The organism is Streptomyces sp. KM273126 (genome assembly GCF_004337435.2).
Taxonomy (GTDB): Bacteria; Actinomycetota; Actinomycetes; order Streptomycetales; family Streptomycetaceae; genus Streptomyces; species Streptomyces acidicola.
The window spans coordinates 6427578-6443404 of record NZ_SJXB02000001.1 but is presented as its reverse complement, the minus strand read 5'-3'; the positions used below and the strand labels follow the sequence as shown (position 1 = coordinate 6443404).

The following is a 15827-nucleotide window of genomic DNA, read 5'->3' as shown; positions in this document are numbered from 1 at the left end:
GACGTTGCCCCGCTGAAGGTCACTCCGACAGGCGGCGGCAATGAGCGAGCTGGTTCCCGGGGGCAATGTGCCCCTCCCCGGCGGCACCCTGGTTCTCCGGGTACCGGGCCCCTTCGACGTGTCCGCGCTCGTCACCGACGACGGCGGGAAGGTGCGCGGGGACGCCGACTTCGTGTTCTACAACCAGCGGACGGCGCCCGGAGTCCACCTCACGGGCGAGGAGCTCACCGTCGATCCGGCGACACTGCGGGCAGGGGCGAGCCGCGTCACGGTGGTCATCAGCCCCACCGATCCCGGAACACCCCTCGGGCAGCTGCCCGCGCCCTCCCTGCACGTCACCGGTCCCGGCGGACGCGCCGTCGCCCGCTTCACCCCACCGCGCCCGCAGATAGAGACGGTGCTGCTGCTCGCCGAGATCTACCGGCGTGGCCCCGCGTGGAAGCTGCGGGCCCTGGGGCAGGGATACGCGGACGGACTGGCCGGTGTCGCACGGGACTTCGGGGTCGATGTCGCCGAGGACGCGACTCCGACGACGGAAGTCGTGGCCGGTGCCGGGAGCGGGAGCGCTGCCGGTGCGCCGCCGCGACCGGGCGCCGGCCCGGGGCCGGGAGGCCTCCGGACACCGGGAATCGGCAGCGGTCGGGACGGCGAGTTCCGGATACCGGGAGCAGAGACCGGGCGGGGTGGTGGGTTCCGGATGCCGGGAGCCGGGGCCGGGCAGGGCGGTGGGATCCCGCTGACGAGAACCGGGGCCGGACGTGGGGGCGGCCTGCGGATACCGGGCATGTCGTTCTCCTCGCGCGCAAGTGCCCCCGACCCGGACGGTTTCCTGCCTCTGGTGAACTCGGCGCGGGCGAGGGCGGGTTCGCCCGGCGTGGTGCTGGACGCGCGACTCGTGGCGGCGGCCCGTGAGCACGCGGCGGGGATGGCGGCGCAGGGGCGCCTCGCCTCCGAGGGGCCGGACGGGCGGTCCGTGTTCCAGCGGGTCACGGCGGGCGGCTACACGTATCTCACGGTCGGCGAGCATCTGGTGTCCGGCCCGCGCACACCGGCCGAGTTCGTGGAGTACTGCCTTTCCGGCGGGCGAACCCGTGACACGCTGTGCGAGCCGTCGTTCACCGAGGCCGGTCTGGCCTGCGTCTCCGACGGGCGCTCCGGCGACGTGTACTGGACGGCCCTGTGGGCGCGGCCCTTCACTCCGGCCGGGCTCACACAGACGGCGGCCGAGGTCATCGCGCTCACCAACGCCGAGCGGGTATCGGCCGGGCTGCGGCCACTGGCCGACGATCCGCTGCTCGCCAGCGCCGCCCAGGCGCACAGCGCCGACATGGTGGCCCGCGCCTTCTACTCGCACACCTGCCCCGACGGCGGCGAGCCCTGGCACCGGGCCGCCACTGCGGGCTCCACACGACGCACGATCGGCGAGAACATCGCCTGCGGGCAGCGCTCACCCGCCGAGGTCGTCCGCGGCTGGATGGACAGCCCTGGCCATCGCGCCAACGTCCTCAAGCCGGGCTTCACCCACATAGGTATCGGTTTCGTCGGGGGTGGCGCGGCGGGCACGTACTGGACGCAGTTGTTCGGCGGCTGACGGCGCTCACGCCTGGTCGAGTTCCCGTGGTCCGTACAGCGCGCTGTCGGCTCCGGAGGCGAGGGCCCAGTAGCGGTCGCCGTAGGACCAGTGCCACCACTCCGTGGGGTAGTTGACGAGGCCTGCGGCGGTGAGGGCGTCACTGAGGACGCGGCGGTTGGCGCGGGCGTCCTCGCCGATGTTGGCGGCGTGCGTGTAGCAGGCGCCGTCGCTGTCCTCGGGGCTCGCGTTCACGGGGGTGCCCATGTCGAGTTCCCGCCCGTCGGTGGAGACGAGGGTGAGGTCGACGGCGGCGCCGGCGCTGTGCGGGGCGATCTCCGGCGGTGATACGTAGCGGCTCGTGGCGTGGTGCACCCGTGTCGGGGTCCAGTCCGGGTTGGCGGCACGCAGTTCGCCGGCGTAGTCCTCGAAGTAGCGGCGCTGGAGTGCCGGCGGGCGGTATCCCTCGACGAACAGCAGCCGCATGCCGTCCGGAAGCGTGTTCTGGGCTTTGAGGAGACGCGTCAGGACCTGCTCCCGCAGGTGTGCGAAGGCGCCCGAGGGTTCCTCTCTCCGGGTGTCGACGGCGAGGGGCTCCTGGAGCCGGAGGTCGACGAGTGGTTCTCCGCAGTCGGCCACAGGTATCGCCGCGACCCTGGGGTCCGACATCAGTACGATCTCGTTCGTCATACCTGTGATCCTCGCCCAGGGCCGGTCCGGCGGTGCTCGTTCCGCCGATCCTGGCCGGAAGCCTTCACGACGGCGCCCGCCGCGGAACCGGTCCACGAAGGACGGCGAGCGCGGTGTCACCGCGCTCGCCACAACGTCCGACGACGGCATCATGCTCACCGCCACGGCGAGCACGCTGGAACCGGTGTGTATCAGTCGCTCGTCAGGCTGATCCCCAGCACGTCCAGGACGCCGTAGACGCCGAGGAACACGATGGCCGCGCTACTGAGGACGAGGGCCGCGGTGAGCCAGGCGTTGGCGCGGAAGCGGCGTTCGACACCCGTGGCGCGCAGCCGCCAGACCGCGACGACCACGGCCAGCAGGAAGACACCGCCGCCGATGCCGCCGATCTGGACCATGAGGACGGGTGACTGGACGTACAGGAAGGAGGCGGCCCACACGGGCGGCAGGCAGTAGGTGAGGATCTGGATGGTGCGGCGGCGGACCTGGACGTTCTGCCAGTCGATGACGCGGAGCAGGCCCAGCGTGTTGGTCCACAGCCGGGGCACGCTGGCGGTCGAGCCGATGAGGGTGGAGAAGAGGACGGCGATGGCGCCCGCCAGGAACAGGTACTCGGCCCAGGGGCCCATCGTGTCGGTGTAGATGCGGGACAGGGTGGTGATCATCGAGTTGCCCTCGGGCACCAGGTTCTGCGGGTGCAGCACGGCGGCGCCGATGACGTAGAACGAGAGCGTGCACAGGGTGCACACCAGCCAGCCGGCGGCGACGTCCAGGCGCATCACCTTGAGCCAGCCCTCGGCGCGGCGCGCCCGCGCCTCGGTGCCGTCGTCGGGGCCGGTCCAGCGGGCGTAGCCCTTCTCGATGCACCAGTAGGTGTACGTCGTCATCTCGTCGGCACCCACGCCGGTGATACCGAACATGGCGAGCGCGATGCCGACGGTGCCCGCCGGGATGAGGAAGCTGAGGCCCTCGCCCAACTCGCTTCCGCCGTAGCCGAATTCGGTGGCCGGCAGGCCGAGGGCGAGGCCGACCGTGGCGATGGTGAAGACGATGACGCAGGCGACGCAGATCTTCTCGACGACGCCGTACTTGCCGGTGCGCAGCATGAGGACGGCCGAGCCGGTGACGATGACGGTCCATACGGCGAGGGAGCGGAAGCTCAGTGCCTCACCGGTGATCGGCCACAGGATGGAACAGGCTGCCGCGGTGCCGCCGATGATGCCGCCGCGCTGGAACATCTTGGCGAAGTCCATGCCGATCCAGAGCCAGTTGATCCAGCCGATGCGGCCGATGCGAGGAGATACCTCGCTGTAACCCTCCAGTGCGGTACGGCCGTTGAGGATGGTCCAACGGGCCAGCTCCATCTGCACCCACACCTTCACGGCGGTGCTGACGATCACCAGCCAGAGGAGGGCGAATCCCGCTCTGGCGCCGAGCGAGGTGGTGACGATGAGCTCGCCGGAGCCCACCACCGCCGCCGACAGCACGAAGCCGGGGCCCAGGTGGCGCAGCCGCCCGGTGAACGCGGTGGGTGCCTCTCGGACGTCCTCGGCGCGCAGGGCGTACGGGTCGTCGGGGACGCCGGGAGGTGCCGTGGAGCCGGGTGTCGTCCGGGCCGTCGACGGCGTCGTCTTAGACATGACTGGTCCTCGGGATCGGCCCGGCGTCATCGCCGGGCACAAGGGAACGCTTCCGTAGTGGGGGGTGGCTGCGTTCGGGCCGGTCGGTCAGGTGGCTGGGCGGAGCGGGGGTTCGCCCGCGAGGACGCGTACGACGTCCTCGGCGACCAGGACCCCCATGGCGCGGTTGGCCTCGGGGGTGCAGGCCGCCATGTGCGAGGTCAGCAGGACGCGCGGCGCGGTGCGCAACGGGCTGTCCGCGGGCAGCGGTTCGTGGGCGAAGGCGTCGAGTGCGGCGCCGCCCAGGTGCCCGTCCGTCAGCAGCGCGGCGAGCGCCTCCTCGTCGACGAGTCCGCCGCGCGCCGCGTTGACGAGCAGGGCGCCCGGCTTCATGGCGGCGAGGCGCTCACGGGAGAGCAGGGGGCCTGCCTCGGGGTCGGCGGGCAGGTGGAGGCTCACCACGTCGGCGCGGGCGAGCAGCTCGTCCAGACCGACGCTCTCCGCGCCCGGGGTGTCCGTCACGAACGGGTCGTGGGCGAGGACGGTCATGCCGAACGCGGCTCCGTAACCGGCGAGAAGCCGTCCGATGCGGCCGAAGCCGACGACGCCCAGGGTGCGCCCGGCGAGTTCGGGGCCGAACAGCTTGGGCCACTCCCCCGCCACGACCCCGCCGTGGGAGGCCGTGATGCCGCGGGACGCGGACAGGAGGAGTCCGAAGGTGTACTCGGCCACCGCGCGGGAGTTGCTGCCGGGGGCGCACACCACGCGGATGCCCCGGGCCTGGGCCGCGGCGAGGTCGATGGTGTCGACGCCGACACCGTGCTTGGCGATGACCTTGAGGCGGTCGGCCGCCTCGATGACCTCCGCCGTGATGGCGTCCATGCCGACGATGAGCGCGTCCACCGTGCCGATGTGCGCGAGGAGTTCGGCATGAGGCAGTGCGCTGTCCTCGTACGGGCGGAGCGGTCCCGCGCCCGCCGACGCGAGGATCTCCCAGGGGTCGGGCGAGTGGCGGGCGAAGGTGGGGGTGGTGATGAGGGTGGTCGAGGAGGCGGTGGAGGCCGTGGAGGCCGTCTCGGTCATGCAGGGAACTCCCTGTCCGTCCACTGCGGGCTCAGTCGGACGTACTGGATGGTGCGGCGGTGGTGTGTGTACGCGATGTGCAGGGTGCCGTCCGGCGTCTGGGTGATCGACGGGTACGACAGCTCGCGGTTCAGGCCGTCGCGGGAGTTGTTGGTGAGGCAGTGGCCGTCGCCGGTCTCCAGGTCGTGGCGCTGGGGCCAGGTCCGGCCGCCGTCGGAGGAGACGGCGAGACTGAGCGGGGCGCGGGGGGCGCCCCAGAAGGCGTCACCGGAAGGCTCGGCCGCCTCCTTCTGCTCACCCTTCTGCTCGCCCTGCTGCTCATCCGTTCCCTCGTCCTCGATGTCGTCGTACAGCGACACCCTGCGCGCCACGGCGTCCGCCGCGCTGCTGTGGTTGTACGTGAGGGCGAGGCGGCCGTCGGAGAGGACGGCGTACTGGATCGAGGAGTTGTTGTTCGGCAGGGCCAGCGGCTCGGGCTCGCTCCAGGTCTCTCCGTCGTCGTACGACACGCTGCGGTGCACCGCGTCGGCGCGGCGGCTGCGGAAGAGGGCGAGGAGTGAACCGTCGGGCAGGGGGCGGATGTTCATGTGGACGAGCCCGGTGGAACCGGGCACCGGGCGCTCCTGCCATGTGGTGCCGCCGTCGTCGCTGATCATCACCGAGCTGGTGTCGCGGTCGCCCGTCCAGGGGGCGTCGGGTGGTGCGACACAGCGGAAGACGGGCAGCAACAGCCTTCCCGTCTCCGGGAGTTCGGTGACGGGTTGGCGGACGAAGACGCCTCCCTCGATGAGTGTGCGCGTGGGTCCCCAGGTGACGCCCGCGTCGGTGCTGACACGCAGCCGTACCTCCGCGGTCTCCTGCCGGCCGCCGAGCTGGGCGGTGTGCAGGAGCCACAGGTCGCCGGAGGGGGCGGGGAAGAGGAGCGGGTTCTGTTCCGAGCGGCCCGGGTCCTCGGAGAGCTGGACCGGCTCGGACCAGGCGTCCGCGCCCGGGGCCAGCCGGGAGAACCACACCGAGATGTCGGAGACCCCCTCCAGGGTCCCCGCGAACCAGACGCACCCCAGAGCGCCGCCGGGCAGCACGGTGAGGTTGGCGGCGTGGTTCTGCACGGCGGGGGCGGCGAGGTGGGCTTCGGCGCGGCCGGGCCGGCCGGGGTGGGGGCGGAGGACTCCGTCGGCGACGACCGGTGCGGGTGCGTCCGTCTCCGTGCCGGACCCCGTGCTCGCCTCCGTGCCCGCCCCGGTGACCGCTTCCGTGCCCGTCATCGTGCTTCCCCCTTCGCGCGCGCCGCCTCCAGATGCCCGGCGGCCACCTGCTCCAGATGCACCAGGTCGCAGGCGACCGTGGCGAACGTGAAGCCCTCGGCGAGTCGCTTGGCCGCGGCGGCGCCGTCCGGGTTGTGGATGCCCGCCGCGATACCGGCCGCGGCCGCCGCCGTCCGCACCCTGACGAGTGCGGCCTCGAACTCGGCGGCGACCGCGGGGTCTGTGGAGGTCGCCCCGCCGAGCGCGATGCGCAGGTCGGAGGGGCCGACGTAGACGCCGTCGAGGCCGTCGGTGGCGCAGATCTCCTCGACGTTGGCGAGCCCTTCCGCCGTCTCGATCATCGCGAGGACGACGGTCTCCCGGTGGGCGTCGGCCGGGTTGGGGCCGATGCGGAGCCCCGAGCGCATCGGCCCGTACGAACGGATTCCCAGCGGGGGGTAGCGCACGGCGGCCACTGCCGCGAAGGCGTCCTGGGCGTTGTCGATCAGCGGAACGATCACACCGGCGGCGCCCGCGTCGAGGGCCTTGCCGATCGGCATGGGGTCGTTGGCCTCGACGCGGACCAGGCCGACGGCGGTGGAGCCCTTGGTGTCGATCGCCGTCAGCGAGGCCAGCACGCCCGCGTACTCGATGAGGCCGTGCTGGGCGTCGAGGGCGACGTAGTCGTAGCCGAGGCGGGCGATGCGTTCGGTCGAGACCGGGGAGTCGAGGACGCACCAGTAGCCGACGAGCGGTTCACGGGCCCGCAGGAGGGCGGCGAAGGCGGCGGCGGTGCCCGGGGCGGGGGTGCCGGGGACGGCGTTCATGAAGTGCAGGCTCCTTGGAACGAAGAGGCGACAGGGGTGTGGGACGGTGGAGGGCCGGGGTGCTCCCGACGCCGACCGGCTGACGAACCGGTCGGCGGGCCGCTCGGCGAACCGGTCGGCGATCCCGGCGAGGCGTCAGCGGTTGTATGCCGGCATCGGGCCTCTCAGCCGCGCGCCGACCTCGTCGCAGGCGGCGGTCACATCGGCGGGCAGGGGGCCGGCCTGGGCGGCGGCGACGTTGGCGAGGAGGTGTTCGGTCCGGGAGCCGCCGAGGAGCAGGGCGTCCGTGGAGGGGCGGTCGAGGAGCCAGCGCAGGGCGAGCTCGGTGAGCGGGATGCCCGCCCCCTCGGCGATCTCGGTGAGCTGCGCGACGGCGGTGAAGAGGCGCTCGTTCCAGTACCGTTCCCGGTACATCCCGGCGAGCCGGGAGTCGCCGAAGCGGCCCGACCCGGGCGCACTGTCGAACTGGTGACGCCCCGTCAGCAGACCACCGCCGAGCGGGTTGTAGACCATGGTGGCGAGGCCGGTGACGGCCGCGTACTCCACGTACTCCTCCTCGATGCGGCGCGCGAGGAGGTTGTGCAGCTGCTGGGCGACGACGGGGCGCGGGGCGCCGACCTCGTCGGCGGTGCGCACCAGCAGGGCGATCTGCCAGGCCGCGTAGTTGGAGACGCCGAGCGCGCGGATCTTGCCCTCGGCGGCGAACTCGGCGACGGTGGCGAGGGTGTCGGAGATCGGGGTTCCGCGGTCCGGCTGGTGGAGGTAGAAGAGGTCGACGTGGTCGGTGCCAAGGCGCTTGAGGCTGCCCTCCAGGGCGGCACGCAGTCCGGCGGGTGACAGAGGGGCGTGGTCGCCCTGGTCGGGGTGCGGGATGCCCGCCTTGGTGGCGAGGACGATCCGGTCGCGGCGGCCCGGCAGCAGCTCGCCGAGGAGGCGCTCGCTCTCGCCGCCCGCGTAGCCGTTGGCGGTGTCGACGCCGGTGATGCCCGCGTCGAGGGCCGCGTCCAGCATGGCGGCGGCGCCCGCGCGGTCGACCGTGTCGCCGAAGGTCATGGTGCCGAGGACCAGGCGGGAGAGGGGGACGGGTCGGTCCGGCAGGGAAATGGCGATGGGGACGCCGGTGGTCACGTGCGGTTTCCTTCCAGTACGCGGCGCGGTTTCACGCCGTGGATCGCGGTCGGGTCGAGAGCGGCGCGGCGCAGGGCCCGGGTGTAGGGGTCGGCGGGCGAGGCGAGGACGTCCGCGGTGGGGCCGGTCTCGACGACGCGGCCGGAGCGCATCACCACCACGTCGGTGCTGATCTCGCGCACGACGCCCAGGTTGTGCGCGATGACGAGGTAGGCGATGCCGGTCTCCTCCTGCAGCTCCCGCAGCAGACCGAGGACCTGGGCCTGTACGGAGACGTCGAGCGCGGAGGTCGCCTCGTCGCACACCAGCAGGTCGGGGCGGGAGGCGAGGGCGCGGGCGATGCCGATGCGCTGGCGCTGTCCGCCGGAGAAGTCGGCGGGCCGGCGGTCGAGCGCGGACTTCGGCAGGCCGACCTGGTCGAGCAGCTCGGCGGCGCGCCGGGCCCGTTCGGTCCGGTCGGACACGCCCGCCAGGCGCAGCGGCTCGGCGACGATCTGCTGGGCGGTGAGGTGCGGGTCGAGGGAGCCGTACGGGTCCTGGAACACCATCTGGACGCGTCGGCGCAGCGGGCGCAGCCGGCGTTCGGGCAGGGTCGCGATGTCCGTGCCGTCGAGCACGATGCGGCCGGCCGTCGGCTTCAGCAGCCGTACCAGTGCCCGTGCGAGCGTCGACTTGCCGCAGCCGGACTCGCCGACGACGGCGAGGGAACCGCCGCGCGCCAGCCGGAACCCGACCTGGTCCACGGCGCGGAAGGGGCCTTGCCGGGTCGGATACTCGATGACGAGGTCCTCCACGGCGAGCAAGGTGTCGGTCATGAGGCTGCTCCCTCCACGAGGGGTTCGTCCTCGTCCCAGGCGCCCAGGCGGGGCACGGCGGCGAGGAGGTCGCGGGTATAGGGGGCGGCGGGCCGTGCGACGATCTGCTCGGCCGGGCCGGACTCGACGAAGCGGCCGTCCTTCATGACGTGGATGCGGTCGGAGACGAGCCGGGCCACGCCCAGGTCGTGGGTGATCATCAGCATGCCGATGCCGGTGCGCTCCTGCAGTTCCATCAGCAGGTCGAGGACCCCTGCCTGCACGGTGGCGTCCAGCGCGGACGTCGGTTCGTCGGCGACCAGCAGGTCGGGCTCCCCGGCCAGTGCGATCGCGATGAGGATGCGCTGGAGCATGCCACCGGAGAACTGGTGCGGGTACGCCTTCCAGCGGGTCTCCGGCTTGGTGATGCGCACCCGGCCGAGCAGTTCCACGCCCTTGTCGCGGACCTGGGCGCGGGTGAGCTCGGGGTGGCGCAGCCGGATCGCGTCGCCGAGCTGGCGTCCGACGGTGTGCACCGGGCTGAGCGCGGTCATCGGGTCCTGCGGGATCAGCGACACCGTGCGCCCGCGTACGGCACGGGCGGCGTCCGGGTCGGCGAGGACGTCCCGCCCGGCGATCCGCACGCTGCCCGACAGCACGGCGAGCCCTTCGGGCAGCAGCCGCAGGACGCCCATCGCGGTGGTGGACTTCCCCGACCCCGACTCTCCGATGAGGGTGACGGTCTCACCGTGGCCGACGGTGAAGCTCACGCCGTCGACGGCTCGGACGACCCCGTTCGCGGTGACGAGCTCGATCTGAAGGTCGGTGACGTCCAGCAGCGGCTGGCCGTCGTGCCGATCGGTCGTTCTCTGTGTCATGCTCCGGCTCCCTTCCTCCGTCGTGTGCGGTCGCGCAGCCCGTCGCCCAGCAGGTTCACCCCGACGACCAGCAGTGCGATCACCAGTCCTGGCAGTGTGACGAGCCACCACGAGGTGGTGATGTACGCCTGGCCGTCGGAGATGATCCGCCCCCAGGTCGCGAAGGGCCGCTGCGGTCCCGCGCCGAGGAAACTGAGCGCGCTCTCCAGCAGCACGGCCTGCGCCAGCAGCAGCAGTACGACGAGGCTGGCGGGCCGCACGACGTTGGGGATGACGTGGCGCAGCAGTACCTGCCAGGCGCGCAGGCCGAGGACGCGGGCGGCGGCGACGTACGGTTTCTCCCGCTCGACCAGGACGAGCGATCGGGTCAGGCGGGCGACCTCCGGCCACTGGGCCACGGCGATCACACAGGTGATGACGGTGACGGACGGCCCGAACAGCGCGACGACCAGGAGCAGCATCATCAGCAGCGGCAGTGCGAGCTGGGCCTCCAGGAAGCGGGAGACGAGCGCGTCGACCCAGCCGCCGAAGAACCCGGCCGCCGCCCCGGCCGCGATGCCGATGAGCCCGGAGACGAGCACGGCGAGGACGCCGACCGTCAGGGACACCTGGCCACCGTGCAGGATGCGGGACAGCAGGTCGCGGCCGAGCTGGTCGGTGCCCAGCAGATGGCCCTCGCTCAGCGGAGGCAGCCGGCGTCGTGACAGGTCCTGGGCGTTGGCGCCCGGCAGGGGCAGCACGTTCGCCAGCGCCACGGGCACCACGACGAGCGCGGTGCAGACCGCTCCGGCCCACAGCTTCACATGAGCGCTGCGCCGGGTGCGCGTGGCGGTGGCGCGGGCGAGGTCGCGTGCGGTGACGGCGCTCGGCCGTTCGGTTCCTATGGCCGTACTGCTCATGGCTCAGGCCGCCTTTCCGAGGCGTACCCGCGGGTCGAGCAGCGGGTAGGCGAGGTCGACGAGGAGTTGGACGAGGATCGCGAGGGTGGCCGTGACCAGCACGGTCGCCTGGATCAGCGGGTAGTCGCGGGTTTCCAGGGCGCGCACGACGAGCGAGCCGACGCCGGGCCAGCCGAAGACGACCTCGACGACCACGACACCGTTGAGGAGCGCCGCGAAGCGCGTACCGAGCGCGGTGACCAGGGGCACCGCGGAGTTCCCGAGGGCGTAGCGCCAGGTCAGTGCCTGCTCGGAGACTCCGCGCGAGCGGGCGACGGTGACGTACGGGGAGGCCAGCGCGGAGACCATCTCGCGCCTCATCAGCCGTGAGACCAGGGCGAGCTGGAGCACGGCGACGGTGATGGTGGGCAGGACGAGTCCGCTCCAGGTGGTGAAACCGGAGGCGGGCAGCACCGGGAACAGCACGGCGAACACCGTCAGCAGCATCACTCCGGTCCAGAAGTCCGGCATCGACTGCCCCGCGATCGTCATCACGTTGGCGCCCAGCTCCCGCTTGGTGTCGGCGCGGCGCGCCATCCACACACCCAGCGGGACGGCGACGAGGGTCGTGACCGTGAGGGCCGCGACGGCGAGGGTGACGGTGTAGGGCATGCGGTCCATGACCACGTCGAAGGCCGGGGCGTGGAAGGAGTAGCTCGTCCCCAGGTTCCCGGTGAACAGGTCGCGCAGGAAGATCCCGTACTGGGTGAACAGCGGGTCGTCCAGGCCGAACTCCGCCCGGATACGGGCCAGATCGGCGCTGGAGGCGAAGGGGGGCGCGTACGCGGCGGCCGGGTCACCGGGGGCGAGCCGCACCAGCAGGAACACGGTGGTCAGGGTGAGGAAGACGGTCAGCAGGCTCTGCCCGAGGCGTCTGGCGAGGTAGGTCGGCACGGGTCAGCCCTCCAGCCGCACGGCGGACAGGTCGTACGAGTTGAGCGTCAGCAGGTCCAGGTCGCGCACGCGGTCGCGGCGGGCGAGGAGGGTCTTCGGCGCGAACGCCCACAGACAGGGCCAGGTGTCCCAGATGGCCTGCTGCACGGCGGCGAGCTTCTTGTTCCGCTCCGGGGCGTCGACCTCGGTGGCCGCGTCGGAGATCTGCTGCTCGATGCGCGGGACGACGTAGCCCATGTAGGTGTCGCGGGTGCGTTCCTTCTCAGCCGTGCCGGCGTACATGCCCTGGAGGGTGGTGAGGGCCTGGCCGGTGGGGCTGCCGAAGCCGTTGCCGATGACGTCCCAGTCGCCGGCGCGTCCCTGACGCCACTTCAGGATGTCGCCGCCGGGCTGGAACTGCTGGAGCCGGGCACGGACGCCGATGTCCTGGAACATGTTGACCACGGCCTCCATGACGGAGGTGTCGGCGGCGAACTCACCCGATTCCCAGATGATTTTGATCCGTATGTCGTCCGCGCCCAGCGACTTCAACAAGGACTTCGCCTTCGCGGGGTCGTAGGCGTACGAACCGGTACGGGCCGCGCCTTCGAGGGCGAGGGGGACCACTCCGTCGACCTGTTCGGCGGAGTCGGTGAGGACGTCGCGGATGAGGGACTCGCCGTCGATGGCGTACGTCAGGGCGCGGCGGACGCGGGGGTCGGCGAGCGGATGCCCCTTGGGTTTGCGGAAGTTGAAGAAGAGCTGGCAGATGCGGACGCCGGAGGTCTCCTGGACGGTGACGCCGGGCAGGCCCGTGAGCTGTTCGGCCGAGTCGGGAGTGAGGGTGTCGACGACGTCCAGCTCGCCGCTGCGCAGGGCGATGACCCGGCCGGCCTCCTCGGGTACGAAGCGGACGCGGACGGTGTCGACGTGCGGCCGGGGTCCCCAGTACTTGGTGTTGCGGGCGAGGGTGTACTCGCCGGCGCCGCTGTTGGCCTTCACCACCCGGTACGGGCCGGAGCCGAGGCCGCTCTGGAGTTCCTCGGGGCGGTTGGCGGCGGCCGGGGTGATGTGGATGTTGGCCATCAGGCGGTCGAGGATGGGCACGGGGCGTTCGGTGCGCAGCCGGAAGGTGCGTTCGCCGGTCGGCTCGACCGTGGGCAGTTCGGGGAACAGGCCGAGGAGGAAGGAGCCGTTGACCTTGGCGTACATGCGCAGGGCGGTCGCGACGTCCTCGACGGTGACGGGGCTGCCGTCGGAGTAGTGGACGCCCTCGCGCAGACGGACCGTCCACGCGGTGGGCTCCGTCATCTCGAAGCGGTCGGCGAGGACGCGCTGCACCTTCATGCGAGGGCCGATACGGGTGAGGCCCTGGCGGACGGCGCGCTGCACGGTGACCGCCGCGTCGAACTGGTTGAGCTTGTTGTCCAGGCTCACCAGCGAGCGGTTCAGGCCCAGGGTGAGGGTGCCGGGGCCGGCGGCTCCGGTGGGTCCGGCGCACGCGGTGAGGGGGCCTAGGGCGAGCCCGGCTCCGCCGAGCGCGCCCCAGCGCAACAGGGTGCGGCGGCTCGGCGGCTCGTGCTCGGGGGGTGCGCTCTGGGGAGATGGGGTCATCGTCGACCTTCTTGCTTTCCGTGGGCGACCGGCTCCGGCTGTTCCCACCCGGTCCGGCACGTGGTGTGCCGTTCCGGCCAGGGTGATCCGGTTCCGGCGGGCGACCAACAGGTGTCGCGCCGGAAAAGGTGGCACGGCTGCGCGAAGTGCGCAAGGGGTCTCGCGCGAATCGCGCAACTCGTGTCATCATCGGTGCCCGAGAGGCCGTCCCGGTCGTCCGAGGAGGTTCCCGTGTCCCATCATCGTGTGCTCGCGCTCGCCGACGATCTGTCGGGTGCCGCGGAGACCGCGATGGCGCTGCGTCTGCCGAGCCGGATCGTGCTGGGGGCGCCCGCCCGTGGCCTCCGTGCCGAGGACGGGTCCGCCGCGCTCCCCACCCCGGGTGAGTGCGTCGTGGTCGACCTCGACAGCCGGCAGCTGCCCGCCGACCGCGCCGCGCGCTCGGTGCAGGACGCCCTCACCGCGGGCGCCTCGCCTGACGGAGTGCTGTTCAAGAAGGTGGACTCGCTGCTGCGCGGCAATCTCGCCGCCGAGACCGCCGCGTACGCGGCCGGGGCCCGGGGTGTGGTGATCGCGCCCGCGCTGCCGGTCGCGGGACGTACCGTGCGCGGAGGGGTCGTGCACCTGCGGGGTGTCCCGCTGCACACGACGGACGCCTGGCGGGCCGAGGGCCGTCCCCCGCCCCGATCCGTCTCCGACGCGCTGGACGGCGTACCGACGGCACTCGTCCCGCTGTCCGTCGTACGCGGTGGTGCGCTGGCCGATCAACTGCGTGCGTGTTTCGCGCAAGGTCAACACCCGGTGTGCGACGCGGAGACGGACGAGGACCTGAACCTGATCGCCGGGGCGGCCCACGAACTCGGGCCGGACGTAAGAATGTTGGGTACGGGAGGCCTCGCCGCAGCCCTGGGCCGACAGCTCGCGCCTGTCCCGGAGACGACGCCCCGCCCCAACGGCACAGCGGAGCGGCCGCTGTTGGTCGTGGTCGGTACCGCCGAGCCCACCGCCGCCGAGCAGATTGCACGGCTCACCGCCGTGGGTGCCCGGCACGTGCCCCTCGCCGCCGGCGAGCTCACGAGCTCCTCGACCCGCCGTCTGGACATCACACCGAACGGCATCACCGTCGTCAGCCTCACCGGCCCCGTTTCCCCCGCCTCCTCCCGCGAGCTCGTCACCGCGCTCGCCTCGGCCGTGGCAGGCGTGGCGGGCGACAGCGACCTCGTTCTCACCGGGGGCGAGACCGCCCGCCGCGTCCTGGACGCCCTGCGCATCACACAGCTGCGACCCGTCGCCCAGATCCACCACGGCGCCGTCCACTCCCACGCCCCGGACGGCCGTTCCGTCGTCACCCGCCCCGGCAGCTTCGGCGAGGCCGACTCGCTGTCACGCATCGCTCGGGCCCTGCGCCCCGAGCCCCCGCACCCGCCCCCGTGCACCTCGTACCATCCAGTCTTCAAGGAGAAGCCCCGTGAACGCAGCTCCCACCGCCGCCACCGCCGACCGGACCGGCGCCACCCCACGTGCGCTCCCGGTCATCGCGGTGACCATGGGCGACGGCGCCGGTATCGGACCGGAGGTCGTGGTCCCGGCGCTGCTGCACCCCAACACGCTCCGCGACTGCCGTCCGGTGGTCGTCGGTGACGCCGAACGGCTGCGCCAGGCCGCCCGCCTCGTCGGAGTCGACTGCACGATCGTGCCCGTGGAGAGCCCGGCGCAGGCCGAGTTCACACCGGGCCGCGTCAATGTCATCGACCTCGCCCTGCTCCCGGCCGACCTGCCGTGGGGGAAGCTGTCCCCGAAGGCCGGTGACGCCGCGTACCACTACGTGCGGGTCGCCGCCGAGCTGGCGATGCGCGGTGACGTGCAGGGCATCTGCACGGCGCCCCTCAACAAGGAGGCGCTGCACGCGGCGGGCCACCTCTACCCCGGGCACACCGAACTCCTCGCCCACCTCACCGGGGTGGAGGAGGTGTCGATGATGCTGTCCACCCCGAAGGTGAAGGTCATCCACGTCACCACCCACATCGGCCTGATCGACGCCGTCAACCGCATCGAGCCCGGACTCGTCGAGCGCACGGTGCGGAGGGGCCACGAGGCGATGGTGCGCGCGGGAGTTCCGCAGCCCCGGATCGGTGTCTGCGGTATCAACCCGCACGCGGGCGAGAACGGGCTGTTCGGGTACGGCGAGGAGGACGAGAAGATCGTCCCGGCGCTGGAGGTGCTGCGCGCCGACGGCATCGACGCCCGGGGACCGCTCCCGGCCGACACCGCGTTCTTCCTCGCCTCGCGCGGGGACTACGACCTGATCGTGGCGATGTACCACGACCAGGGCCACGGTCCGGTCAAGGTGCTCGGCATCGAGGCCGGGGTCAACCTGACGGTCGGACTGCCCGTGATCCGGACGTCCGTTGACCACGGCACGGCGTTCGACATCGCGGGGACGGGGCGTGCCGACGCCGGTAGCATGGTCGAGGCCCTGCGCCAGGCCGCCGAGATGTCGACCGCTCCCGCTGCCCGCTGACCACCCGGTCGTCCACTCAATCCGTGGCACCACGAGGCACCAGAGGAC

Annotated in this window: 14 protein-coding genes; 3 read left to right on the top strand and 11 right to left on the bottom strand. The window is 72.3% G+C overall.

Translation table 11 applies throughout. The features are described 5' to 3' along the window. Positions 1-40: 40 nt before the first annotated feature. A complete protein-coding gene (locus E0500_RS27575; RefSeq protein ID WP_131568221.1) occupies positions 41-1591 on the top strand; it encodes a CAP domain-containing protein in 1551 nt (516 codons plus the stop codon). Positions 1592-1597: 6 nt separating this feature from the next. Here E0500_RS27575 and E0500_RS27570 read toward each other — a convergent pair whose 3' ends face one another. The 11 genes from E0500_RS27570 to E0500_RS27520 all read right to left on the bottom strand — a co-directional run bounded on the left by E0500_RS27570 (position 1598) and on the right by E0500_RS27520 (position 13258). Further along, entirely contained in the window at positions 1598-2260 is a 663-nt protein-coding gene (locus tag E0500_RS27570; RefSeq protein WP_131568219.1) for a M15 family metallopeptidase, read from the bottom strand. Between the two features lie 191 nt (positions 2261-2451). Beyond that, positions 2452-3900 carry an Nramp family divalent metal transporter gene (locus E0500_RS27565; protein ID WP_131568217.1) on the bottom strand — a complete coding sequence of 483 codons (1449 nt, stop codon included), beginning with the start codon at positions 3898-3900 and terminating at the stop codon, positions 2452-2454. Between the two features lie 87 nt (positions 3901-3987). Then, positions 3988-4962 carry a phosphoglycerate dehydrogenase gene (locus E0500_RS27560; protein ID WP_131568216.1) on the bottom strand — a complete coding sequence of 325 codons (975 nt, stop codon included), beginning with the start codon at positions 4960-4962 and terminating at the stop codon, positions 3988-3990. After that, complete coding sequence (locus tag E0500_RS27555) at positions 4959-6227, bottom strand: exo-alpha-sialidase (RefSeq protein WP_131568214.1); 1269 nt, start codon at positions 6225-6227, stop codon at positions 4959-4961. Before E0500_RS27555 ends, E0500_RS27560 begins: the two co-directional genes overlap by 4 nt. Then, a complete protein-coding gene (locus E0500_RS27550; protein ID WP_131568212.1) occupies positions 6224-7033 on the bottom strand; it encodes an HpcH/HpaI aldolase/citrate lyase family protein in 810 nt (269 codons plus the stop codon). Before E0500_RS27550 ends, E0500_RS27555 begins: the two co-directional genes overlap by 4 nt. Positions 7034-7168: 135 nt before the next feature. Continuing rightward, entirely contained in the window at positions 7169-8161 is a 993-nt protein-coding gene (locus E0500_RS27545; protein WP_309505159.1) for an aldo/keto reductase, read from the bottom strand. Beyond that, a complete protein-coding gene (locus E0500_RS27540) occupies positions 8158-8976 on the bottom strand; it encodes an ABC transporter ATP-binding protein (protein ID WP_131568210.1) in 819 nt (272 codons plus the stop codon). Before E0500_RS27540 ends, E0500_RS27545 begins: the two co-directional genes overlap by 4 nt. Continuing rightward, positions 8973-9833 carry an ABC transporter ATP-binding protein gene (locus E0500_RS27535; RefSeq protein ID WP_131568208.1) on the bottom strand — a complete coding sequence of 287 codons (861 nt, stop codon included), beginning with the start codon at positions 9831-9833 and terminating at the stop codon, positions 8973-8975. Before E0500_RS27535 ends, E0500_RS27540 begins: the two co-directional genes overlap by 4 nt. Further along, the gene (locus E0500_RS27530) at positions 9830-10732 is read right to left on the bottom strand and encodes an ABC transporter permease (RefSeq protein WP_131568206.1); all 903 of its coding nucleotides are present in this window, start codon (positions 10730-10732) and stop codon (positions 9830-9832) included. The genes E0500_RS27535 and E0500_RS27530 overlap by 4 nt, the downstream gene beginning before the upstream one ends. 3 nt (positions 10733-10735) lie before the next feature. Continuing rightward, entirely contained in the window at positions 10736-11665 is a 930-nt protein-coding gene (locus E0500_RS27525; protein ID WP_131568204.1) for an ABC transporter permease, read from the bottom strand. Positions 11666-11668: 3 nt separating this feature from the next. After that, positions 11669-13258 carry an ABC transporter substrate-binding protein gene (locus tag E0500_RS27520; RefSeq protein ID WP_131568202.1) on the bottom strand — a complete coding sequence of 530 codons (1590 nt, stop codon included), beginning with the start codon at positions 13256-13258 and terminating at the stop codon, positions 11669-11671. 231 nt (positions 13259-13489) lie between these two features. On the opposite strand from E0500_RS27520, the gene E0500_RS27515 reads away from it, so the two are divergent. After that, a complete protein-coding gene (locus E0500_RS27515; RefSeq protein ID WP_309505158.1) occupies positions 13490-14899 on the top strand; it encodes a four-carbon acid sugar kinase family protein in 1410 nt (469 codons plus the stop codon). Beyond that, positions 14805-15779, top strand: a complete 975-nt coding sequence (gene pdxA, locus E0500_RS27510) for a 4-hydroxythreonine-4-phosphate dehydrogenase PdxA (protein ID WP_131572288.1) — start codon at positions 14805-14807, stop codon at positions 15777-15779. Before E0500_RS27515 ends, pdxA begins: the two co-directional genes overlap by 95 nt. Positions 15780-15827: the final 48 nt, after the last annotated feature.